The sequence below is a fragment of the Streptomyces sp. enrichment culture genome (assembly GCF_964273255.1).
Taxonomy (GTDB): Bacteria; Actinomycetota; Actinomycetes; order Streptomycetales; family Streptomycetaceae; genus Streptomyces.
The window spans coordinates 6,747,902-6,769,106 of sequence record NZ_OZ186835.1; the positions used below are offsets into that span (position 1 = coordinate 6,747,902).

The window sequence follows — 21,205 nt, forward strand, 5'->3', positions numbered from 1 at the left end:
GGGCCCGTCCGCCGACCGGCGGCGGGCCCGGCGCCCGGGACCGGGATCACGCATTCGCACCCAGGAAGGAAAGACGGTTGGCCACCTCCACCACCAAGGCCCCGGCCGGCGAGGAGCCGCCGGGCCCGCCGCCCGGCAAGGGCGGCGCGAGCACCCCCCGCAGGCGCGGCGCGCTGCTGCACCTGCTGGACGTCAAGGGCGCCCCGTACGCGTTCGTCGCCCCGTTCTTCGTCGTGTTCGCCGCCTTCAGTTTCTACCCCCTCGTCTACACGTCGTGGATCTCGCTGCACCAGGTGGAGCTGGCCACCCTCGACGTCATGGAGTGGGTCGGGTTCGACAACTACGTCGAACTCTGGAGCGACGAGCGGTTCTGGAACGCTCTGGGCAACACCATCACCATCGGCGTCATCTCCACGGTGCCCCAGCTGCTGATGGCGCTCGGCCTCGCCCACCTGCTCAACTACCGCATGCGGGCCTCGCTGTTCTTCCGCGTCGCCTCGCTGGTGCCCTACGCCACGTCGGTCGCCGCCGCCGCCCTGGTGTTCACCATGATCTTCGAGCGCGACTTCGGCATGATCAACTGGGCGCTCGGCACCGTCGGCATCGACCCGGTGGACTGGGAGGCCGACAAGTGGCCCGCCCAGGTCGCCATCTCCACCATCGTCATCTGGCGCTGGACCGGCTACAACGCCCTGCTGTACCTGGCCGCCATGCAGGCCATCCCCGCCGACCGGTACGAGGCGGCCTCCCTCGACGGGGCCTCCCGCTGGAAGCAGTTCACCCACGTCACCGTCCCGGGGATCCGCTCCACCATCGTCTTCACCATCGTGCTGTCCACGATCGGCGCGACCCAGCTGTTCGGTGAGCCGCTGATCTTCGGGCAGGGACCCAACGGCGTCACCGGCGGCGCCGACAACCAGTACCAGACGCTGGGCCTGCTGCTGTACGAGGAGGGCTGGAAGAACTACCAGATGGGCCGCTCGGCGACCGTCGCCTGGGCGATGTTCCTGCTGCTCGTCCTCGTCTTCGTGGTGCAGCGCCTGATCAAGCGCCTGCGCTCCCGCACGTCCTGACCTGGAGTCGCCATGACCATCCACAGCCTCCCGGCCCGGACCGAGACCCCGGCCCGGCCTCCCGCCGAGACACCGCCGGGCCGCGGCGGCCGCCGGCTGCTGCGCCAGCGCGCCGGCCGTCAGCACCACGCGGGCCCGCTGGCCTACGTCCTGCTCGCCATCATGGCGATCCTGTCGATCTTCCCGCTCTACTGGACCATGGTGGCGGCCTCCACCGACAACACCCGGGTCAGCCAGACCCCGCCGCCGTTCCTGCCCGGACCGAACCTGTTCAGCAACCTCGCCCGGGCCTGGGACGAGGCGGCCATGGGCAAGGCCATGATCAACAGCCTGATCGTGGCCGGTGTGATCGCGGTGTCCACGGTGATGTTCGCGACGCTCGCCGGATTCGCCTTCGCCAAGCTGCGGTTCAAGGGCCGCAACGCCCTGCTGATGCTGGTGATCGGCACCATGCTGGTGCCGCCGCAGCTCGGCGTGGTCCCGCTGTTCATGATGATGTCCGAGCTGGGCTGGTCGCAGCAGCTCCCGGCCGTCATCTTCCCCACCCTGGTCAGCGCGGTCGGCGTGTTCTTCATGCGGCAGTACCTCTCCGAGGCCCTGCCCGACGAACTCGTCGAGGCCGGACGGGTCGACGGGGCGCACTCGCTGCGCATCTTCTGGAGCATCGTCCTGCCCGTCGCCCGGCCCGCCATGGCCGTCCTGTTCATGATCACCTTCGTGCACGCGTGGAACGACTTCTTCTGGCCGTTCGTGGTGCTCGACATGACCAACCCGACGGTCCCCGTCGCGCTCACCCAGCTCAGTGCCGGCTACGTCCGCGACCAGTCGCTGATCATGGCGGGCGCCCTGCTCGGCACCCTGCCGCTGCTCGCCATGTTCCTGGTCTTCGGACGGCAGATCGTCAGCGGCATCATGGCCGGCGCCGTCAAGGGCTGACGCGCCGCGCCCCTCCCGTACCACCCGCCCCCACCACGCGTTCCGCGTGCCACCCCCACCTCTTCGAAAGGACTTACGTGGTCACCGCAGCACAGCCGACCGCATCCGCCCCGGACGCGGCCCGCACCTTCCCCCAGGGGTTCCTCTGGGGATCCGCGACGGCCTCCTACCAGATCGAGGGGGCCGCCGCGGAGGACGGCCGCACCCCGTCCATCTGGGACACCTACGCCCGCACCCCCGGCAGGGTCCGCAACGGCGACACCGGCGACATCGCCACCGACCACTACCACCGCTGGCGCGACGACGTCGCGCTCATGGCCGAACTCGGCCTGGGCGCCTACCGCTTCTCCCTCGCCTGGCCCCGCGTCCAGCCCACCGGCCGCGGCCCCGCCGTCCAGAAGGGCCTCGACTTCTACCGGCGCCTCGCCGACGAACTGCTGGAGAAGGGCATCAAGCCCGTCGCCACCCTCTACCACTGGGACCTGCCCCAGGAGCTGGAGGACGCCGGCGGCTGGCCCGAGCGTGCCACGGCCGAACGGTTCGCCGAGTACGCGGCCCTCGCCGCGGACGCCCTCGGCGACCGGGTGCACACCTGGACCACCCTCAACGAGCCCTGGTGCAGCGCCTTCCTCGGCTACGGCTCCGGTGTGCACGCCCCCGGCCGCACCGACCCCGTGGCCGCCCTGCGCGCCGCCCATCACCTGAACCTGGGCCACGGCCTCGCCGTCCAGGCGCTGCGCGACCGCCTCCCCGCCGCCGCCCAGTGCTCCGTGACGCTGAACATCCACCACGTGCGCCCGCTCACGGACAGCGACGCCGACACCGACGCGGCCCGCCGCATCGACGCCCTCGCCAACCGGGTGTTCACCGGACCCATGCTCCAGGGCGCCTACCCGGAGGACCTCCTCAAGGACACCGCGCACCTGACCGACTGGTCCTTCGTGCGCGACGGCGACCTGCGTGAGATCCACCAGCCGCTGGACTTCCTCGGCGTCAACTACTACACGCCCACCGTCGTCTCCGAGGCCGACGGCAGCGGCACCCACACCTCCGACGGGCACGGCAACAGCGCCCACAGCCCCTGGCCGGGCGCCGACCGGGTCGCCTTCCACCAGCCGCCCGGCGAGCGGACCGCCATGGGCTGGGCCGTCGACCCGACCGGCCTGTACGACCTGCTGCGCCGCCTGTCGGCGGACTTCCCCCGGCTGCCGCTGGTGATCACCGAGAACGGCGCTGCCTTCGACGACTACGCCGACCCCGAGGGCCGGGTCAACGACCCCGCCCGGATCGCCTACGTGCGCGACCACCTGGCCGCCGTCCACCAGGCCATCGCGGACGGATCCGACGTGCGCGGCTACTTCCTGTGGTCGCTGCTGGACAACTTCGAGTGGGCCCACGGCTACAGCAAGCGGTTCGGCGCGGTCTACGTCGACTACCCGACCGGCACCCGCATCCCGAAGGCCAGCGCCCGCTGGTACGCGGAGGTGGCCCGCACCGGCGTCCTGCCCGGCGCCTGACCAGGCCCGGTGCGGCACCATTCCGCCGCCCCGCGCGGTGCCGCACCGCCGGACCGCCCCCGCTCCCGGAAGCCCCGGGAGCGGGGGCGGTCCGTCGTCGTCACCCGGCTCCGCTGGGCGTCGGCTGCGGCGTGCCGCCCGCCAGGACCTCGGTGAGCCGCGGAGTTCCCTGGGCGACCGCCGCGTCGGTGGAGTCGTGGTCCGCGCCGTCGAGTCCGCCGTTGGTCACGGTGATCGCGTTCGCGCCGACCTGGACCGCCGCCACGTCCAGCGTCAGGGTCACGGGGTCGCCGTCGGAGGTGCCCTTCACCGTCACCGTCAGCCCCTGCCGCGCCTCGCCCTGCTCGGGCAGCGTCCGCTCCACGACCTGGACGGTGCGGTCGCCGTGGTCGCCCCCGGTCAGGGTGAACTCGTCGCAGGCCGAGGGCAGCGACTTCAGCCACTCCACGGACTGGTCCAGGTCGGCCTTCTCGTAGGCGGCGACCTGGTAGTACAGCCGGGAGTCGCCCTGCTCGAACCCGGTGACCGCCGACGCCCCGGACGGGCTGCCGAGCAGGGTCTCGTCGTAGAGCGAGTCCATCAGCCGCTTGCAGTCCTGCGCGTCGCTCTTGCCGGTGAGGAACTTCGCCGCGTCCACGTCGCCCAGGAGCAGGGAGTCCCGCCAGGTGGTCGGGTCCTTGACCAGGTTCCAGTCGTCCTCGAGGTCCGCCTCGGTGATCAGCGCGTTCCGGGCGCCGGTCTCCGTCAACTCCCGCCCGGGGGAGGGGGAGGCGGTGGTCTGCGCGGCGGGCGGCCGTTCGGCCACGGTGGAGGCGGTGCCCGACGCGGCCCCGGCCTCCCCGCCCCCGCCGGAACAGGCGGCCGTCGCCAGCAGCGTCCCGGCGGCGAGGACGGTGGCGAGGACCCGTACGGGACGGGCGGCCGCGCGCGGTCCGGCCGGCGGCCGGGCGACCGGACGGGACACGGACGCACCCGCCACGGTGACGCGGGACGGACGGACAGCCGGGCGGGGGGTGGTCACGAGCGCCTCCTGAGGACAACAGCGGCCGCCGCCGGCTGGCCCGGGGCGGCTCCCCTTGCCCCCTCACCGCACCACCGCCCCGTCCGGGCGACCAGCGCAACGCGGACATACGGGTGACGGGGGACGACCGGGCGGGCGGCGGCCCGCCTTCCACGGCCGCGTCCGCACCGCACCCGCCGCGCCGCCGGGACTTTGCCCGCTCTTTACAACCCGCCCTGTCGCTGCCTCGTCTCTCCGCACGATCCGTCACCCGGCCCGCCGGACCTCCCGGCGGGCGGAACCACCAAGGAGAGAGCCACCCATGCGCCGAACCCTGCTGAGTGCCGCGGCACTTGCCTGCACCGCCGTCCTGGCGGGCGCGGCCTCCGCGTCGGCCGACGGCCCCGCCCCGGCCGTGCCCGTCTCGGACACCGCCGCGACCCCCGTCCCGACCGAGGCTCCCGGCACCGAGCCCTCGCCGGTACCGGCCACGAGCGACGCCCCCGCCCCGACCGAGGCTCCCGCCACCGAGCCCTCCCCGGTACCGGCGGAGAGCGACGTCCCCGCCCCGGCCGAGGAGGCCACGGGGGTGTCCGTCGTGCCCAGCGGCGCGCCCGACACCGGTGCGGCAGCCACCTCCTCCGGCCCGGACGGCACGCTGATCGGCGGGGGAGCCGCCGCGGCCCTCGCCGCCGGCGGCGCCGGTGTCCTCCTCCTGCGCCGCCGGCGGACCACCGCCGGATGACGGCCCTCTCCAGGCGCGCCCTCGTCACCGCGGCGGCGGCCTCCGTACTGGCCGCCTGCGGCACAGGGCACCGCACCGGACACCGCACCGGCACCGGGCTTCCCGGCGACGGGCCGGGCGGCACGGCGCGGGCCCCGCGCCCCACCTCGCGGGCGGGCCACCCTGGCCGTTCCGTCCCGGTCCGGCTGCGGATCCCGGCCATCGGGGTCGACACACCGGTCATCCGGCTGGGACTGGCCGCGGACGGCACCGTGGAGGTGCCCCCGATCACGGCCGACGACCCGGCCGGCTGGTACCGGTACTCCCCGCCGCCGGGCAGCACCGGACCGTCGGTGATCCTCGGTCACGTCACCGTGGGCGACCACGGGGACGGGGTCTTCCGCCACCTGGACCGGCTGGGCCGGGGCGACCGGATCGAGGCCCGCCTGGAGAACGGCACCGCACCCCGGTTCACCGTCCGGTCCGTCCGGACGGTGGCCAAGGCGGACTTCCCGACCGAGGCCGTCTACGGCGCCGTCGGCCGTCCGGAGCTGCGCCTCATCACCTGCGGAGGCCCCCGCTCCGGCGGCGAGTACCGCGACAACGTCATCGTGTTCGCCGCGTTCGACCCGGCGCGCTCCTGACCGGTCACGGCCCCCGGGCCGCCGGACCCGCACCGGCGGCCCGGGGGAGCGGCCCCGGGCCGCCGGTGCACTCCGCTCCCCGACACTGGTCACCCCACGACCCTGGAGAATGTTGAAAAGGTCCCGAGAGAAGGCGGCCGCCGAGCTCTTCGCCGCCCTCTACCCGCGCCTCGCCGGCTGGTGCCGACGCCTGGTCGACGACGACGAGACGGCCCATGAGATCGCCTCGGAGGCGTTCACCCGGCTGTGGGCCCGCTGGACGACGGTGTCCGAACCCCGGGCGTTCCTCTACGTCACCGCCGCCAACCTCGTCCGGGACCACTGGCGCAAGCTCGGACGCGAGCGCCGCGCGGTGGACCGGGTCACCACCGAGACCGCCGTCCGCCCGCACAGCGAACCGTCCGACCCGTCCGTCCGGCTGCTGGTGCAGTCCCTGCCGGAACGCCTGCGCGTGCCGATCCTGCTGCACTATTACGCCGACCTGCCGATCCGTGAGATCGCCGTGGTGACCGGACGCAAGGAGGGAACCGTCAAGGCCGATCTGCACGCCGCCCGGGAACTGCTCCGCGCCCACCTGAGGAGAAGCCTTGATCACACACGCTGACGAGGGTCCGGAGTTCGCGCCCGACGACCCCCTCGCGGTCCTCCTGCGCCCGGCCGGTGAGCATCTCGGCCCGCCTCCCGGCCGGTTCGAGGAGATCCGCCGCGCCGCGGCCCGGCGCCGCCTGGTGCGCGCCGCCGCGGGGGCCGGCCTCGCCTGCGGTGCCGCGCTCCTCGTCGCGCTGCCCCTCCAGCAGACGGCTCCCGACGGGCCGGCCTCTCCCACGGTGCCCCTGGCCCCGCCACCGGTCAGCAGCACCTCCCCGACGCCGCCGGCGACCACGCCGCCGTCGCCCGAGCCCGCCGTCACCCGGCCCACCGAACAGCCCACGACCGTGGGCCCCGAGGTCCCCGCACCGTCCACCCCTCACACCGGAACGGCCGGCCCCCGAGTCCCCTCACCGTCGGCCACCCCGGTCCCGGGGGAGGTCCCCACGCCGTAGGGGCCGCGACCGGGGCCTGCCCGCTCACTCCGGTGAACCCGTCACCCGGGCGGATCGGCTGGCGTCGGGGCGTGGCGCGCGGGCCCTGAGCGCGGCCACGGCGGAGGCGGCGTCGTCGGCGTAGAAGCGGAAGGCCCGGGCCTCGGCGGGCCGGCCCAGGACGCGTACGAAGCGCACCGGTTCGGTGAGTTCGACGGTGACCGTGGTCTGCCCCGCCACGGCCAGGTCGGCCGTCCCGTCCTCCCCGACGGCCGCCATCCTCCCCTCGGGGAAGGCCCGGACCGCCCGGACCGAGGCGATGCGGCCGGCCGGGATGCGGATGTCCAGCAGGGCCCCGTACCGCAGCCGCAGCGAGCCGTCCGCGCCGATCACGTGCGGGCGCACCACGCAGGACGCGTGCAGGGCGACGACGAAATAGCAGCCCCAGACGTCCACGACGAGCGTCACCGCGTGGACCACCGGCCACGGGATCACCAGCGCCAGCATGACCGTCTCGACGACACAGACGAACAGGAATCCGGCCATGACCGCCGACTGCCCGGAGGCGTACGGGACGGCCGTGTCGCCCGGGCGCACGCCGTGCGGTCCCCGGCGGGTCACCCACCGCAGGAAGCTGGTCGACAGGAAGACCTCGTGGGCGGTGAGCCGGCGCACCGCCGCGGGCACGCTGTCGGCGAGCGCGGCGCGCAGGGCGGCACGCCGGCCGAGACCTGCACGCCGGTGCCGGCGGTGGTCGAGGCCGATCAGGACGGTGGCCAGGAGCAGCGGGACGAGCACCGTCAGCCGCACCGCCCACTGCACTCCCGGGGCGATCCGTACCCCTCCCACCACGCACAGGACCAGCACCAGTTCGGCCGGGAGGAGCGCGGCGAGGGACCAACGCACCGCCGTGCGCAGGGCCTTGAGGTTCGTGGCACCGGCCGGGCCGGCGAGCTCGGAGGTTCGCATGACGCCAGTAGAAACGTTGCCGTCGCGACAGGGTCAAGCGCCGCCGTCCCGGCGCCCCGACCCGTCCTGCGGACGGCCCGCGGGGGACTCCCGGGCCGGGACGGGAGCGGGCACGGGCGCGCCCACCTCGACGCCCCGCCACACGGCACGCAGCGCGGACCCTGCGTCGTCGGCCAGGGCGTCGTCCGGCACGGCCCACATCCGCACCGGGGTCGCGTCGGCGCCGATCGCGGGCCAGCCCGGGTCACCCGACGCGGCGAAGTCCGCCCAGGCCCGCACCATCCGGCGGGACAGGGCCCGGTCCTGTTCGTCCGGGGCGCCGCCGATGAGGAACGGGGCGCCCGTCGCGTCCAGGTTGCCGAAGGCGAAGGGGACGTCGGCGGTGTGCCAGGGCCGGACCGTGCCGTCCGGTCCCGGGCGGCGGCGGGCGAAGCGCGACAGGTGCGCCCGCCCGCCGGCCCGCGCGTGCCGTTCCGCCAGCCGGCTGCTGTACTCGCCGAAGCAGGCGTCGCCCAGGAACGCGAGATGCCGGTCGAACACCGGCGCGTCGGGCTTCAACGCCCGGTACTTCTCGACCAGTTGGACGGGAAGGCGGAGCGCCTCGGCGGCGTCCGCCGTCGCCCGCTCCGTGTCGGTGCGGCGCACGCTGCCCGTCGCGTGCAGGAACAGGTACTCCTCCAGGGTGTGGCAGACCAGCAGGTCCACGTCGCGGGCGGCACCGGCCGTCACGGCGGTGAGCGGATCGGCGGACAGCACCTCACCGTCGACCACCGGCTGGAACAGCACGGGGTCGACCGCCTGGCTCGGCAGGACCGGATCGTCCGCGCACTGCCCGGACACCGTGTCGGCGGCGGCCACCAGACGCCCGGGCGAGGCGGACCGCAGGCCGTCGGCCGTCGGCGCGACCCCGGCGGCCCGCGCGATCCGCGACGAGACCGCGGCGGCCGCCCCGGCGGAGAAGAAGGCGGCCGGCACGCTGTGGGCGATCGCCCGCCGCATCAGCCCGCGCGCCCGGTCCATGCCCAGCAGACAGGCGACGGAGCCCCCTCCGGCGGAGTGCCCGGCCACGGTGACGCGTTCGGGGTCCCCGCCGAACTCGGCGATGTTGTCCCGGACCCAGCGCAGTGCGGCCACCTGGTCCAGCAGTCCCCGGTTGTCGGGGAAGCCCGGCACATGCCCGAACCCCTCGAAACCCACCCGGTAGTTGCAGCTCACCACGACCACCCCGGCCCGGGCGAGCGCCGCACCGTCGAAGCCGGGCTCCGCGGAGGAACCGAAGGTGTAGGCACCGCCGTGGATCCAGAACAGCACCGGCAGCGGACCGCCGTCCGGCCGGGGACGCACCCACACGTTGACGCTGAGGACGTCCTCGTCGCCGGGGCGCCACACCGGCGCGCCGGGCAGTTCGGCCGACTGCGGGGCGACCGGCCCGAACTCCGTGCAGTCCCGGGGGCGTCGGTCCCCCCAGCCGGGGACCGGCCGCGGCTCACGGAAGCGGTGCGGGCCGAAGGGCGGGGCCGCGTACGGCACCCCCAGCACGGCGATCACCCCGTCGGGCGACCTCCGCCCGGCCACCCGGCCACTCGTCGTCCGGAACTCCGTGCTGGTCCTCGCGCTGTCGTCCATGCGGGGCAGCCTCGCACGCCGTCCGGCCCGTCCTCGAACCATTAACCGCCGCTCGGCGCCCGCCCGGTGGGGCCGTCCGGTCCCGCTCACGCGGACCGCTCACCGCGCCGTGGGAACGCCGAACCACCTCTGCAACCGCTCCTCCAGCGCGTCCTGCCGCTCACCGACCCAGGCGACATGACCGTCCGGACGCAACAGCAGCGCGGGCACGTCGAGTTCGTCGCCGGCGTCGACCACGTGGTCGACCCGGTCGGCCCACCCCGAGAGCGTCAGGCCGCCCGTCGTGTCGAGCAGCAGGCCCCGTCCGCCGTGCATCAGCTCGTACAGGCGGCCCCGCTTCAGGGCGACGTCCCGCAGCCGACGGCCCAGCAGTTCGTGGTCCTGGCCGTCGCCGCCACCGTCGCCGTCGTCGCCGACGTCGTAGCGGACGTCCACCGCGGTGATCATCCCGGTGATGTACCGGTTCACCTCGTCGATCCCCATCAGCTTCGTGAACAGCTCGCGCAGCGCGGCCGTGCCCGGGTCGGTCCTCATCAGCGCGATCTGCGCACGGGTGTTGGCGAGGACGGCGGCCCCCACCGGGTGCCGCTCGGCGTGGTACGTGTCCAACAACCCTTCGGGGGCCCAGCCGTTGACGGTCGCGGCCAGCTTCCAGCCCAGGTTGAACGCGTCCTGCACCCCGAGGTTGAGGCCCTGCCCGCCGGTCGGCGGATGGATGTGCGCGGCGTCACCGGCCAGCAGCACCCGCCCGGCCCGGTAGCGTTCGGCCTGCCGCGTGGCGTCACCGAAACGGGACAGCCAGCGCGGCGAGTGGACCCCGAAGTCCGTGCCGGCGACGGCCCGCAGCCGCTCCTTGAACTCCTCCAGGGTCGGTCCCGTGGTCCGGTCCTCGGACACGCCCTCGGCCGGGACGACGAAGCGGTGCACGCCGCGCTGTCCGTCCACGTCGGGGACGACGCCGAAGCGCAGCTGGGTCGTGCGGACCCGGGCCACGACCTCGGCGATCTCCGCCGGGTCCGCGGTCGCCGCCATGTCGCCCAGCAGGGTCTCGACCGTGGCGGGCTCCCCGGGGAACCCGATGCCGAGCAGCTTGCGCACCGTGCTGCGCCCGCCGTCGCACCCGACGACGTAACGGGCCCGCAGCCGGCTGCCGTCCGCCAGCACGGCGTCCACGGCTTCTCCGTCCCCGCCGTCCTCGCCGCCCCCGAGCGGGGTCAGCCCGACGACGTCGCAGCCGCGGCGGATGTCGGCGCCGAGTTCGACGGCGCGTTCGTGGAGCAGCCGCTCGGTGTCCGGCTGGGCGGTGGCCAGGCCGTAGGGGTGCGCCGTGTCCAGTCCGTCCGGCCAGGGGGCGGTGATGCCGCCGAAGAGGCCGCCGACCTGGAACTTCTCACTGACGGCGAGGAAGCGGTCCAGCAGGCCCCGCTGGTCCATCAGCTCGACACTGCGTGTGTGCAGCCCCCGCCCCCGGGACTGCCCGGAGGGCCCGGGCAGCCTCTCCAGGACCACCGTGTCCACGCCGTGCAGCCGCAGTTCGCAGGCCAGCATCAGGCCGGTGGGCCCGCCGCCGACCACGATCACGTCCCTCATCGCACAACACCCGTCCGCCGATATCGAGAATTGGCCGTACGCCCACAGAAGCCGCGAAGGTAGCGAAGCGAAATTTTCCGCCGTTCCGGGCGTAGGTCGGCCATTCTGCGGGACACCGGGGGTCTTGCCGCAAGCCCCCCGGTGCGCTATACGTTGAGAGTGGCAAGGAGCGGGCGACTCCTTGCCTTTCGTGTTTTCCGGCCCCGGCGGACACGCGGCTCTCGCCGAGCCGTTCCGTCGCGGCAGCGGCCGGCGGCCTACTCGCAGACGATCTCGTCGCGCGGGGTGTAGTGGGTGTGGAAGGGCTGCCGCTTCACTTCCCGGCCGTCGTCGAGGAAGACCCGCTCCACCGTGACGTCGAAGCCCTCCAGCGGGGTCTGCGGCACGCACTCCTTGTCGGTGCTCACCTTCTGCTTCGGTTCCACCACGTTGCGGCGGGGACCGGTCACCGACTTGATCTCGTCGTACTTCTTGGTGCCGAAGAAGGTGATGGTCACGGACGTGTCGGTCGCCCGGGCCTGGATGTACAGGGCGTTGCCGGAGTCGTTGGCGAACTTCAGGTCGAGGCTGCCCCAGGCCACGGTGGCCTCCCGGCCCTCGGGGTAGCGCTCGATGTAGAAGGAGTGGGCGCCGTACTCGACGGGCCGCACACCGGCGAAGAACATCGCGTTGAACATGGTCGTGGCCACGGAGGAGACGCCGCCGCCCGGCGCCTTGGTGTACTTGTCGTTCAGGATGATGACGCCGTCGCCGAACCCGTTGGCCTCGGTGCGTTCACCGACGGTCCGGTTGAAGCTCCAGGTCTCGCCGGGCATCACGAGGGAGCCGTTGATGAGCTCCGCGGCACGGCCGATGTTCTGGGTGCGGTAGGCGGCCGGCTCGAAGGTGACGGTGTACGAGGACACCTTCTCCTTCAGGCCCAGCCGGGCCACCTTCTCGGGGGTCAGTTCCGGTTCGGTGCGCCGCGTGGCGAGTTCGCCGGTGCGGTCGGCACCCGACTCGGTGAGCAGGGGCAGTACGGCCTTGCCGAGGGCCTTGTCCTCGACCCGCACACCGGTCCGGCCGCGGTCGGCCACGACGACGCGGTCCCCGTCGACCCGCAGCGTGGCGTTGCGGGGCGTGGTGGTGAGCTCCGCCAGGGGGCGGGCCACGGCCGGGGCGGCCCGCAGGCCCTTCTCGTCCAGCCGGGGCGTGAGCCTGCCGCCGTCGTCGGGCCGCATGCTCAGATGCTCGCCCAGCACCTTCGGGGGGATCGGGAACCGCTGGTCGCCGGCGGTGAGGGTGACGGGCGCCGACATGGCCGGCCGGGCGAACTCGCGCACCGCGCGCTCCACCTCCGCCGCAGTGACCTTCGGCCGCGTCTCGCGTGCGGGCAGGGCGGTCACCGTGTCGGTGCCCCGCTGGAAGGAGTCGCGCAGGGTGTCCACGGCGGCGTCGACGTCCAGGGCATGGCCGGCGCGCGGCGCGATCGCGTTGACCTCGCCGTCGGCGAACGTCACGCCCCCCTCGCGCACCTTCCGGTCCAGCTCCTCGGCGAGCGAGCGCAGGGCCGCGCGTGAGGCGTCCTCGTCGGTGGCCACGGCGGGCTCGATGTCACCGCCGGAGCGGAACAGGGCCCCGATGACGCTGACCGGGTCGGAGCCGGTGTGCGCGGCGCGGTCCACGGTGCCGGGGATGTCGAAGGTCAGCCCGGCCTCCCGGGGGACGACCGTCCCTGTGCGGTCGCCGACCGACACGGGGAGCTCGCGGGAGGCGACGGGCGTGAGGTGCCGGTCCAGCTTCCGGGTGGCCTCCTCGGCGCTCAGCCCTCCGATGTCCACCCCGCGCACCGTCGTCCCGGACTCGATCTGCCCGCCCGCGAGGAGGAGCCCCGTGAGATACAGCCCGCCGAATCCGAGGGCGAGCGCCCCGCCGGTCACGGCGAGCGCGGGGACGGCCGCGGGGCGGCGGACGGAGGGTATGCGGGGGCGCATGGGTCTCCTGGACGATCGACACGGTGGTGCACCCCGGCACGACGCCACGTACGGGGCAATCACACCAAGGTAGGCGCAACGAGGCATCGGCCGGGTATGCCCCAGGTCACCCCGGACCCTCCCGGAGCGGGCCCGCGGCGCGCTCGCCGCTCTACCCAGGGCCGGGAGGTCCGGGATGTGAGGGTGGTCACAGTCGGCTGTGAGGGCCTTCACAGCCGCTCGGGGCGGCCGGCGGAGGGGAGCGCTCCCGGGCCCCGACGGGCCGACGTCACCGGGGACCGCGTCACCGGCGCCGCGTCACCGAGGGCCGGGCGCGGCGGCCGCCGTCCGGGCCGATCCCGTGGCGGCCGCCGTCCGGGCCGATCCCGTCGTGGCGAAGCGCTGGCGGTAGGCGCCGGGGGTGGTGCCGAGGTGGCGGGCGAAGACGCGGCGGAGCGTCTCGTCGCTGCCGAAGCCGCTGTGCCGGGCCGCCGAGGTGACGCTGTGGCCGTCCAGGAGGAGCTGCTGGGCCCGGCTGAGGCGGACCCGCTCGACCCAGCGGGCGGGCGTGGTGCCCAGCTCGGTGTGGAACAGCCGGGTCAGGTGCCGGGGGCTGACGGCCGCCGCGCGGGCCATGGACGCCAGGTCGTGGCCGGCCGCCGGGTCGGCCAGCACCGCCTCGATCAGGGGCCGCAGCATGGCGTTCCCGGTGGGCGGGGCGGTGGCGGTGGTGAACTGCGACTGGCCGCCCGGGCGCTGCAGGAAGACGACCAGCTCGCGCGCGATGTGGCGGGCCGCGTCCGCGCCGTGGTCGTCCTCGACGAGGGCCAGGCTCAGGTCGATGCCCGCGCTGATGCCGGCGGAGGTGATGAAGCGCCCGTCCCGGACGTGGATCGCGTCCGGTTCGACACGCACCCGCGGGTGGCGCCGGGCCAGGGTCCCGGCGTGCCGCCAGTGCGTGGTGGCCCGGCGGCCGTCGAGCAGCCCGAGGTCCGCCAGCACGAAGGCGCCGGTGCACACCGAGGCGACCCGCCCGGCGGGCGCGGCCAGGGCACGGGCCGTCGCCAGCAGCTCCTCCTCGACCGGCTGCTCGGCCAGGCGGTCGCCACCGGCCACGAGCAGCGTGTCGACCGGACCGGCCTCGGCCGCCGTCACCGTGCCGCTCAGCGGCATCCCCGTCGACGTCCTGACCCCGCCGCCGCGCGCGGACACCAGGACCAGGTCGTAGCGGTGGCCGAGCCGGCCCGCCTGGTGCAGGACCTCGGCGGGGCCGCTGACGTCCAGCAGGGTCACCCCGTCGAACACCACGAAACCCACGCGGTGCGTCATGCGCGGGTCACCCCGATGCCGGGCGCGGACGGCCCGGGCGGGCGGCTCCCCGGCCCCGGGATGTCCGGATCCGAGGATCGTCTGGCAGGAAGGACATGGCGCCATCGTACGGGCTCCACGACCCTGGAAGAGGGGCCGAGACGAGGAAGTGGAGAGACGACATGAGTGAGACCATCGCGGGCGTACGGATCCCGGACAGCGCGCTGGCCCGGGAGGCGACCGAGCTGATGCGTGAGGCCGCCTCACCCCTGCTGTTCGACCACTCCCGGCGGGTGTTCCTGTGGGGAGCGCTGCGCGGGCGCGAGCAGGGCCTGAACTTCGATGCGGAGCTGCTCTACGTCGGGGCGATGTTCCACGACCTCGGCCTGACGGAGCGGTTCCGCCGCACCGACCAGCGGTTCGAGATCGACGGCGCCGACGAGGCGCGGCGCTTCCTGCATGCCCACGGTGTCACCGGCGAGGAGGCCGACCGGGTCTGGACGGCCATCGCGCTGCACACCACCCCGGAGATCCCGCTGCACATGGCCCCCGAGATCGCCCTGGTCACCCGGGGAGTGGAGCTGGACGTGCTGGGGATCGGCTACCCGGCCGTCTCCGACGAGGAGCGGGCCGCCGTGGTCGCCGCGCACCCCCGCCCGGACTTCAAGAACCGGATCCTGGCCGCCTTCACGGAGGGCATCAAGGACCGCCCCGACACCGCCTTCGGCAACGTCAAGGCGGACGTGCTCGCGCACTTCGTCCCGGGGTTCGTGCGCGGGGACTTCGTCGAGGTCGTCAAGAACTCCGCCTGGCCCGAGTAGCCCCCGGGGCAGGCCCGGCGGCCGCGTCGGGCGGTGCCGCGAAGCACCGGACGGTCACCGTGAGCCGGGGACCCCACTCCTGCTCGACCGTGCCCAGCGGCCGCCGGCCCAGCCGCTCGTGGAGGGCCACCGTCGCGGTGTCGGACGCCGGCACGTCGAGCACCGGATGCAGGCCGCGGCGGCGGGCCTCGGCCACCGCCTGCGCCATGAGCAGCACGCCGGTGCCCCGGCCGCGGGCCCGCGGGTCCACGAACAGCCGGCCGACCACGGCGGCCGCGCCGGCGTCGGCGCCCGTACGGGCACTCCACAGCCCGGGGGCCGCGTCCCCCGCTCCGCTGCGGGACAGGGCGACGTGGCCGGACACCCGGCCGTCGCTCTCGGCCACCCGGGCGGAGACGAGCGCCCCGCCGGTGAGCCACGCCCGGGGCGACCGGGGCCGGTTCACCGGGTAGCCGTCGCTCCGGTGCACCTCCCCGAGCACCCGCACGCACGCGCCCACGTCGGGCGGCGTCCGCCGGCGGACGACGGGACGGGTACCGGCACCGGAAGCGCTCCCCTCTGCATGGCGGTATGGAAGCATCCACGCGGCCCCCGTGGCCACGGACTGGCCCCGCCGTCCGCCGTGCCGGAGCCGTCAGGCGGCCTCGTGGATGACCAGCTTGAACTCGGCCAGCACGATGTCGCGCGCCACCCCGGCGTCGTGGGTGGCGCGCAGCGCCAGGGGCACGGCCGGGTCGACGAAGATGCCCCACTGCTTGGTCCAGCACTGCATGCCGGGGCTCGGCGGCCGGTGTTCCGTCGCCGTGGTGTCGTTGGGCGAGGGTGTGAGCCCCAAGGGGTCGCGGACGAACTGGTCCCGCAGTTCGTCGTAGCCGCCGGCCTCCCACTGGATCATCGCGTACAGCGTGCCCCAGCCCGCGGTGCTGGGCCATATGAGCCCCGACCGGTCGTCGGTGTCCCAGCTGGTGACCACGTAGCCGTCCGGCTGGTTGACCTGGTGCATGGTGAACCGGTCGCTGGACTCCGCGGAGCCGAACGGGAACCGGACGACGGTGTACGGGCTGTTGGCGGGTATCGACTGCGGCGTGGCCCGCTTGAGCGAGCACACCTGCACTCCGGGCGTTGCCGTTGCGTGAGGGGACATGTTCCAGACATGCCCGCCGGGAAGTGACCCGATGTCAGTCCGGGGGCAGCGGGCGAAGCTTACCGGGTGGCGCACGCGCTCACCGCGCCGTGCGCGCCGCCGCCGGGGGCGCGCGGCGGGCGCCGTACGGGGCGGGTGGGGGAGCCGGGGCGAGTGGGCCGGGGAGCGAGGACGGGGTGGACCGCGCGTCCGGCGGCCCCATGCGGCACGATGTAACCAGCCAGGGGTGTCCGCACGGAGGAGGCGACGGTGCTCGGTAGGGGGACGCGGGTGCTCGCGGGCGCCGTGATCCTCGCCTGCGCCGCGCTGATCGGCCCCAGCGCCCCGGGCGGCAGCCTCTTCGCCGGCACCGCTCCGGCCCCGGACGCCCGGGACGCCGTCCCGAACCGGGTCATGACGTGGAACCTCTGCAACCCCTGCGACACCGCCAACACCGACCGGGCCGCGGAGATCGCCCGGTACGCGCCCCAGGTCGTCGGCCTGCAGGAGGCCTGCGTACGCGACGTCAAGGCCGTCCGGGACCACCTGGAGCGGCTGCACGGCCTGGACTACCACGTCGAGTACGGGCCCGTCCTGCGCAACTGGAGCCGCTGCGGGGGAGCGCCGTGGCGCCCGGGGCAGTTCGGGCAGGCCATCCTGTCGGCGGCGCCGATGACGGACGCCGTCACGGTGGAGTACCCCGACGGCGGCTCCGAGGACCGCGGCTACACCGCCGTGACCACCACGGTGGGCGGCAGGGCCGTCCGCGTCTTCAACACCCATCTCGCCGAACGCCGTCAGGAGGAGGTCCGGGCGGAACAGGCCCGCGTGCTCGCCGCCGCCGTCGCGCGGCACGACCGTGCGATCGTCCTCGGCGACCTCAACGCCGTGCCCGACGCGCCCGAACTGGCCGGGATTTGGGAACTGGCCGAGGACGTGGACCCGCACTGCCGCCCCCTGCCCGCAGGCACCTGCAAGCCGACCACCGACTGGCACAGCAAGTTCGACTACGTCTTCCTGCGGGGGCTGGCCCCGCTGAGGCACCGGGTCCAGGCGTCCGCGTACTCCGACCACCACCTGCTGTACGCGGACGTCGAGCCGGCCTGAGACGGCCCCGCCGCCGTCCCGGGCGCCGTCAGCGGGCGGCGGAGACGGCGGCCTCGATGTCCGCGAGGTGGGCGCCGAGGATCTCCTCGAACGCGGCGCCGCGGTCAGCCCCGAGGGGAGGCACCTCACGGGCGAAGTGGGCCAGCGCCGGGAAGCGTTCGGGGTCCGCGCCGAGCACCGCGACACGGAACAGCTCCATGCCCTGCTCGTGCTCCTCGGCACCGACGCTGCCGATCGCGGCCTCGGAGGCGATCAGCGAGACGATGAGGACCGCGAGCCGGTGATACCGCACCGGGATCTCCTCCTCGGGCAGTCCCGACGCGCGCAGCGCCTGCAGCACCTCTTCCATGACGAGCCGGGAGCCGGTCCCACCCGAGGCGTACCGTGCCCAGACCGCCGCCAGCTGGGGCTGCCGGCCGAAGGTCTCGCGCACCCGCAGGGCCAGCGCGGTCAGGCGCTGCTTCCAGTCGCCCTCGGGACGGTGGTCGTCCATGGCGCCGAGCAGGATCCGGTCGGCGACCGCGCGCAGCAGTTCCGTCTTGCTGCGGAAGTGCCGGTACAGGCTGGAGGAGTCGGTGCCGAGCACCGCGGCCAGCTTGCGCACGCTGAACGACTCCGCGTCGCCCTCCGCGCGCAGCAGATCCGCCGCCGCGTCCAGGATCTCCTCGCTCGTCCAGCGCCTTCTGGCTGCCATGCCACTCCCTTCGCCGGCCTCATCCTAAGCCATGCACTTGGTGTTGCACGCACCGCGTGCATAATGGAGTGCATGGCAGCCGCACCGGCTGCGGCAGGCGGACGGCGCACGCCGCTTCCCGCCCCGTCCCCGGGGTCGCAGACGCCCGCCCGAGCCCGCCCCGGACGTACGAGAGGACCAGCACATGACGCCCCGACTGGACCCCGCGGCCCTGAACACCGCCCTGGAAGCCGTGCACCGGGCCGGGATACCGGGCCTGTTCGCCGAGGTGCGCGACGGCGATCAGATCTGGAGCGGCGCCGCGGGCGTCGCCGACCTCGACACCGGCCGCCCGGTCACCCCGGATCTGCGGCACCGTGTCGGCAGCGTCACCAAGACCTTCACCGCCGCCGCGGTCCTGCGGCAGGCCGAGTCCGGCCGGATCGGCCTCGACACACCCGTCGGGCAGTACCTGCCGCACCTGGTGCCGGGGCCGCGCGGCGAGGCGATCACCGTCCGGATGCTCCTGAACCACACCAGTTCGCTCGCGGAGTACCTGCCGTACGCCTATCCGTCGCTCAAGGCGTTCCCCGCGCTCGCCGAGACCGGGCCCGAGAGCCTGGAGGAGCACCGCCTGACACGGTTCGCCGCGGCCGAGCTGATCGGGATGGGGGTCGACGCGCCCGCCGTCGGCTCCCCGGGCGGCACCCCGGGCCTGTACTCCAACACCAACTACCTGCTCCTGGGCCGGCTGCTGGAGGAGGTCACCGGCAGCACCGCCGAGCAGTGCATCACCCGTGACGTCATCGAACCCGCCGGGCTCCGGCACACCGGGTTCCCCACCGGGCCGTCCGTCGACGGGCCGCACTCACGGATGTACGAGGAGTGGTTCGGCATGATCGACCCGCCGCGCGACCACAGTGTGCACGACATGTCGTGGGTGGGCCCCGCGGCCTCCCTGATATCGACCGTCTCGGACCTCAACCGCTTCTACCGCCTGCTGCTGGCCGGCGAGATCGTGGGCACCGACTCGCTGACGGAGATGCGGCGCACCGTCCCGGTCGTCTCCCAGGAGGGCCGCACGATCGACTACGGCCTCGGCCTGCACCCGACGGCGACCCCCGGCCAGGACACCTTCTGGGGGCACGGCGGCACGGTCTGGGGCGCCGGAACCCTGTCCATGACCAGCGCCGACGGTCAGCGGCAGATGTCCGTCGCGGTGAACCTGCAGCGCTGGAACCGTCTCGACGCCGCGGGCCGCCCGCGGCCCCACCCCATCGACGAGGCGCTCGCCGCCTTCCACCACCTGGCGATGTACGGCTGACCGCCACGGCCCCGTCCCGGCGGCGGCCCGACCGGGAACAGGAGGCGGCCCCGGTCACCGGGGCCGCCGGTCACCGGTCGGGCAGGGCGTCCGGTTCCCGGCCGCCCGGGTCCAGCCGGAAGGGCGGGTGGACGTCGGTGAGGAGAGCCGCGTAGGCCGCCACGCGCAGCACCCAGCGGTTCAGGCCGAGCAGCAGGTCGAACAGGCCGCGCGGACAGCGGCCGGTGAAGGCCAGGGCGTTCCCCACGAACAGGGCGAGCAGACCGATCAGGCCGCCCGGGAACCAGGCCATCCGGGCGCCGCCGAGGAAGAAGCCCAGGACCGGGTAGCGCGGTACGGCCGGCAGCCACTTGACCAGCCACAGCCAGGGGGACAGCGGAGCATCGACCTCGGCCGCCAGCCGGGCCGGGTGGAATCGTGGAGCCGTCCCGCACGGACGGGGCGGCCCGGGCGCAGGGCGGCGGGCCCGCCGAGCTGCGGACCGGTCGCGCAGCCCCCACTGTGGGAGGGAGATCGTCCACCGCATCCGACGAGGGAGAGAACACCATGGCGAAGGGCCGCAGCGGGGGGAAGAAACTCAAGAAGGGCGACAAGGTCGCCTGGAGCAGTCACGGCAGCGAGGCCGAGGGAGAGGTCGAGAAGAAGATCACCGAGCGCACCGAGGCGGCCGGGCGGACGGTGGACGCCTCGCCCGACGATCCGCAGTACCAGGTGCGCAGTGAGAAGTCCGGCCGGTCGGCCGTGCACAAGCCGTCCGCGCTCCGGAAGAAGTGAGCCCGGTGGACGAGGACGAGCGCGGCGAGACCTGGGACGCGTTCCGCGAGGCGGTCAACATGAAGCCCGCCGAGCTGGAGAAGTGGCTGGCCTCGGACGAGTCCCGGGACGCCGGTCAGCACAAGGACGGCGGTGAGTCGACCGGCCACGCCTCCGGCCGCCGGATCGTGGAGATCCTGCGTGCTCGCAAGGGCGACCTCACGGACGACGACTACCGGCACATGCGCAAGGTCGTCGGCTACGTGCGCCGGCACCTCGCCCAACGGCCGGAGGGGGACGTACGGGAGTCCCGGTGGAGGTACTCGCTGATGAACTGGGGCCACGACCCGCTGGCCTGACGGCCCCGGCTGTGCCCCTGCCGTGGACGGCGCCCCCCGCCGAGCCGGCTCGGGTCACCGGGTCCCGGGGTTGCCTCGCCCGCCGGCCGCCGCCCGCCCGTCGCCCGCCGGCCTTCCGCCCCCTGGTCCGCCGACCCGGTCCGCAGACCCGGTCCACCCACCCTGCCCCCGGGCCGTGCGCCGTGCCCGGCGCCGTCTCCCGCACTGGCTAGCAGGACCCTCCGGACCGCCCCCGTCCGCGTGTCGCCATGTCGCGGGCCCGTCGCCGCCCGGCGGCCCAGCGGGCGGCGACGCCGACGAGCACCCCCGCCCCGCAGAGGGCGGCGCCCACCGCGAGACGGCGGGACCGTCCGTCCCGACCGCTCGCCCGGGCCCGCACCGGCGCGAGGCCCCGGGCCGGCGGGCGCCCGGCCCGCCCCGCCGGGGACGGCGGAGCACCGGACTCGTCGGCCACCTCCCGCAGGATGCGCCGCCAGACGCGCTCCGGGGGCGCCGTGGGCAGATCCACGACGTCGGCCGCGCGGGCCGCGGCCACCACGCGGGTCATGGAGCGCAGTTCCTCCCGGCAGCGGCCGCACTCCGCGAGGTGCCGCAGGGCGCTTTCGTCCCCGTCGGCCGGGTGCCCCAGCGCCAGCTCCACCAGGCGTGCCTGCTCGACATGGGCCACCGTGCCCTCCTGTCCCT

23 protein-coding genes are annotated in these 21,205 nt (G+C 74.5%); 12 read left to right on the top strand and 11 right to left on the bottom strand.

Features of this window, described 5'->3' with window-relative positions; translation table 11 throughout:
* Nucleotides 1-77: 77 nt before the first annotated feature.
* The 3 genes from ACSU53_RS29490 (at nt 78) to ACSU53_RS29500 (ending at nt 3,526) form a co-directional block, all read left to right on the top strand.
* Entirely contained in the window at nt 78-1,073 is a 996-nt protein-coding gene (locus tag ACSU53_RS29490) for a carbohydrate ABC transporter permease (RefSeq protein WP_437032688.1), read from the top strand.
* A 12-nt stretch (nt 1,074-1,085) separates the two neighbouring features.
* A complete protein-coding gene (locus tag ACSU53_RS29495; RefSeq protein ID WP_437032689.1) occupies nt 1,086-2,009 on the top strand; it encodes a carbohydrate ABC transporter permease in 924 nt (307 codons plus the stop codon).
* Nucleotides 2,010-2,086: 77 nt separating this feature from the next.
* Nucleotides 2,087-3,526 (top strand): GH1 family beta-glucosidase, encoded by a 1,440-nt coding sequence (locus ACSU53_RS29500; protein ID WP_437032691.1) that lies wholly within the window; start codon nt 2,087-2,089, stop codon nt 3,524-3,526.
* Between the two features lie 100 nt (nt 3,527-3,626).
* On the opposite strand, the gene ACSU53_RS29505 is transcribed toward ACSU53_RS29500, so the two are convergent.
* Nucleotides 3,627-4,490, bottom strand: a complete 864-nt coding sequence (locus ACSU53_RS29505; RefSeq protein ID WP_437033483.1) for a hypothetical protein — start codon at nt 4,488-4,490, stop codon at nt 3,627-3,629.
* 358 nt (nt 4,491-4,848) lie between these two features.
* On the opposite strand from ACSU53_RS29505, the gene ACSU53_RS29510 reads away from it, so the two are divergent.
* The 4 genes from ACSU53_RS29510 (at nt 4,849) to ACSU53_RS29525 (ending at nt 6,937) form a co-directional block, all read left to right on the top strand.
* The gene (locus tag ACSU53_RS29510; RefSeq protein ID WP_437032693.1) at nt 4,849-5,271 is read left to right on the top strand and encodes a sortase-dependent protein; all 423 of its coding nucleotides are present in this window, start codon (nt 4,849-4,851) and stop codon (nt 5,269-5,271) included.
* The gene (locus ACSU53_RS29515) at nt 5,268-5,894 is read left to right on the top strand and encodes a class F sortase (RefSeq protein ID WP_437032695.1); all 627 of its coding nucleotides are present in this window, start codon (nt 5,268-5,270) and stop codon (nt 5,892-5,894) included. Before ACSU53_RS29510 ends, ACSU53_RS29515 begins: the two co-directional genes overlap by 4 nt.
* Before the next feature lie 112 nt (nt 5,895-6,006).
* Entirely contained in the window at nt 6,007-6,498 is a 492-nt protein-coding gene (locus ACSU53_RS29520) for an RNA polymerase sigma factor (protein WP_437032696.1), read from the top strand.
* Nucleotides 6,482-6,937 carry a hypothetical protein gene (locus ACSU53_RS29525; protein ID WP_437032698.1) on the top strand — a complete coding sequence of 152 codons (456 nt, stop codon included), beginning with the start codon at nt 6,482-6,484 and terminating at the stop codon, nt 6,935-6,937. Before ACSU53_RS29520 ends, ACSU53_RS29525 begins: the two co-directional genes overlap by 17 nt.
* Nucleotides 6,938-6,961: 24 nt before the next feature.
* On the opposite strand, the gene ACSU53_RS29530 is transcribed toward ACSU53_RS29525, so the two are convergent.
* The 5 genes from ACSU53_RS29530 to ACSU53_RS29550 all read right to left on the bottom strand — a co-directional run bounded on the left by ACSU53_RS29530 (nt 6,962) and on the right by ACSU53_RS29550 (nt 14,382).
* Nucleotides 6,962-7,885 (bottom strand): hypothetical protein, encoded by a 924-nt coding sequence (locus ACSU53_RS29530; protein ID WP_437032700.1) that lies wholly within the window; start codon nt 7,883-7,885, stop codon nt 6,962-6,964.
* A gap of 33 nt (nt 7,886-7,918) precedes the next feature.
* Nucleotides 7,919-9,511, bottom strand: coding sequence for a carboxylesterase/lipase family protein (locus ACSU53_RS29535; RefSeq protein ID WP_437032702.1), 1,593 nt, complete (start codon nt 9,509-9,511; stop codon nt 7,919-7,921).
* Nucleotides 9,512-9,610: 99 nt separating this feature from the next.
* A complete protein-coding gene (locus ACSU53_RS29540) occupies nt 9,611-11,101 on the bottom strand; it encodes an FAD-dependent monooxygenase (protein ID WP_437032704.1) in 1,491 nt (496 codons plus the stop codon).
* Nucleotides 11,102-11,358: 257 nt separating this feature from the next.
* On the bottom strand, nt 11,359-13,074 hold the full coding sequence (locus tag ACSU53_RS29545; protein ID WP_437032706.1) for a VanW family protein: 1,716 nt from the start codon (nt 13,072-13,074) through the stop codon (nt 11,359-11,361).
* 297 nt (nt 13,075-13,371) lie between these two features.
* Nucleotides 13,372-14,382, bottom strand: coding sequence for a GlxA family transcriptional regulator (locus tag ACSU53_RS29550; RefSeq protein ID WP_437032707.1), 1,011 nt, complete (start codon nt 14,380-14,382; stop codon nt 13,372-13,374).
* Nucleotides 14,383-14,543: 161 nt separating this feature from the next.
* Here ACSU53_RS29550 and ACSU53_RS29555 point away from each other — a divergent pair, with 161 nt between their 5' ends.
* Nucleotides 14,544-15,182 carry an HD domain-containing protein gene (locus ACSU53_RS29555; RefSeq protein WP_437032709.1) on the top strand — a complete coding sequence of 213 codons (639 nt, stop codon included), beginning with the start codon at nt 14,544-14,546 and terminating at the stop codon, nt 15,180-15,182.
* Here the strand turns inward: ACSU53_RS29555 and ACSU53_RS29560 are convergent.
* Together ACSU53_RS29560 and ACSU53_RS29565 are read right to left on the bottom strand one after the other, a co-directional pair.
* Complete coding sequence (locus tag ACSU53_RS29560; RefSeq protein WP_437032711.1) at nt 15,157-15,762, bottom strand: N-acetyltransferase family protein; 606 nt, start codon at nt 15,760-15,762, stop codon at nt 15,157-15,159. The genes ACSU53_RS29555 and ACSU53_RS29560 overlap by 26 nt on opposite strands.
* Nucleotides 15,763-15,816: 54 nt before the next feature.
* Nucleotides 15,817-16,326 carry a hypothetical protein gene (locus tag ACSU53_RS29565; protein WP_437032713.1) on the bottom strand — a complete coding sequence of 170 codons (510 nt, stop codon included), beginning with the start codon at nt 16,324-16,326 and terminating at the stop codon, nt 15,817-15,819.
* Between the two features lie 249 nt (nt 16,327-16,575).
* Here ACSU53_RS29565 and ACSU53_RS29570 point away from each other — a divergent pair, with 249 nt between their 5' ends.
* Nucleotides 16,576-17,412, top strand: a complete 837-nt coding sequence (locus tag ACSU53_RS29570) for an endonuclease/exonuclease/phosphatase family protein (RefSeq protein WP_437032714.1) — start codon at nt 16,576-16,578, stop codon at nt 17,410-17,412.
* Between the two features lie 28 nt (nt 17,413-17,440).
* Here ACSU53_RS29570 and ACSU53_RS29575 read toward each other — a convergent pair whose 3' ends face one another.
* The gene (locus ACSU53_RS29575; protein WP_437032716.1) at nt 17,441-18,106 is read right to left on the bottom strand and encodes a TetR/AcrR family transcriptional regulator; all 666 of its coding nucleotides are present in this window, start codon (nt 18,104-18,106) and stop codon (nt 17,441-17,443) included.
* Nucleotides 18,107-18,290: 184 nt separating this feature from the next.
* On the opposite strand from ACSU53_RS29575, the gene ACSU53_RS29580 reads away from it, so the two are divergent.
* Nucleotides 18,291-19,409, top strand: coding sequence for a serine hydrolase domain-containing protein (locus ACSU53_RS29580; RefSeq protein WP_437032718.1), 1,119 nt, complete (start codon nt 18,291-18,293; stop codon nt 19,407-19,409).
* Nucleotides 19,410-19,479: 70 nt separating this feature from the next.
* Here the strand turns inward: ACSU53_RS29580 and ACSU53_RS29585 are convergent, their stop codons facing one another.
* Complete coding sequence (locus tag ACSU53_RS29585; RefSeq protein ID WP_437032720.1) at nt 19,480-19,935, bottom strand: DUF4389 domain-containing protein; 456 nt, start codon at nt 19,933-19,935, stop codon at nt 19,480-19,482.
* Between the two features lie 20 nt (nt 19,936-19,955).
* Between ACSU53_RS29585 and ACSU53_RS29590 the strand changes: the two genes are divergently transcribed.
* Nucleotides 19,956-20,183 (top strand): DUF2945 domain-containing protein, encoded by a 228-nt coding sequence (locus ACSU53_RS29590; protein WP_432056608.1) that lies wholly within the window; start codon nt 19,956-19,958, stop codon nt 20,181-20,183.
* Nucleotides 20,184-20,188: 5 nt separating this feature from the next.
* Entirely contained in the window at nt 20,189-20,521 is a 333-nt protein-coding gene (locus ACSU53_RS29595) for a DUF3140 domain-containing protein (protein WP_437032722.1), read from the top strand.
* Between the two features lie 208 nt (nt 20,522-20,729).
* Here the strand turns inward: ACSU53_RS29595 and ACSU53_RS29600 are convergent, their stop codons facing one another.
* Nucleotides 20,730-21,188, bottom strand: a complete 459-nt coding sequence (locus ACSU53_RS29600) for a hypothetical protein (RefSeq protein WP_437032724.1) — start codon at nt 21,186-21,188, stop codon at nt 20,730-20,732.
* Between the last annotated feature and the right edge of the window lie 17 nt (nt 21,189-21,205).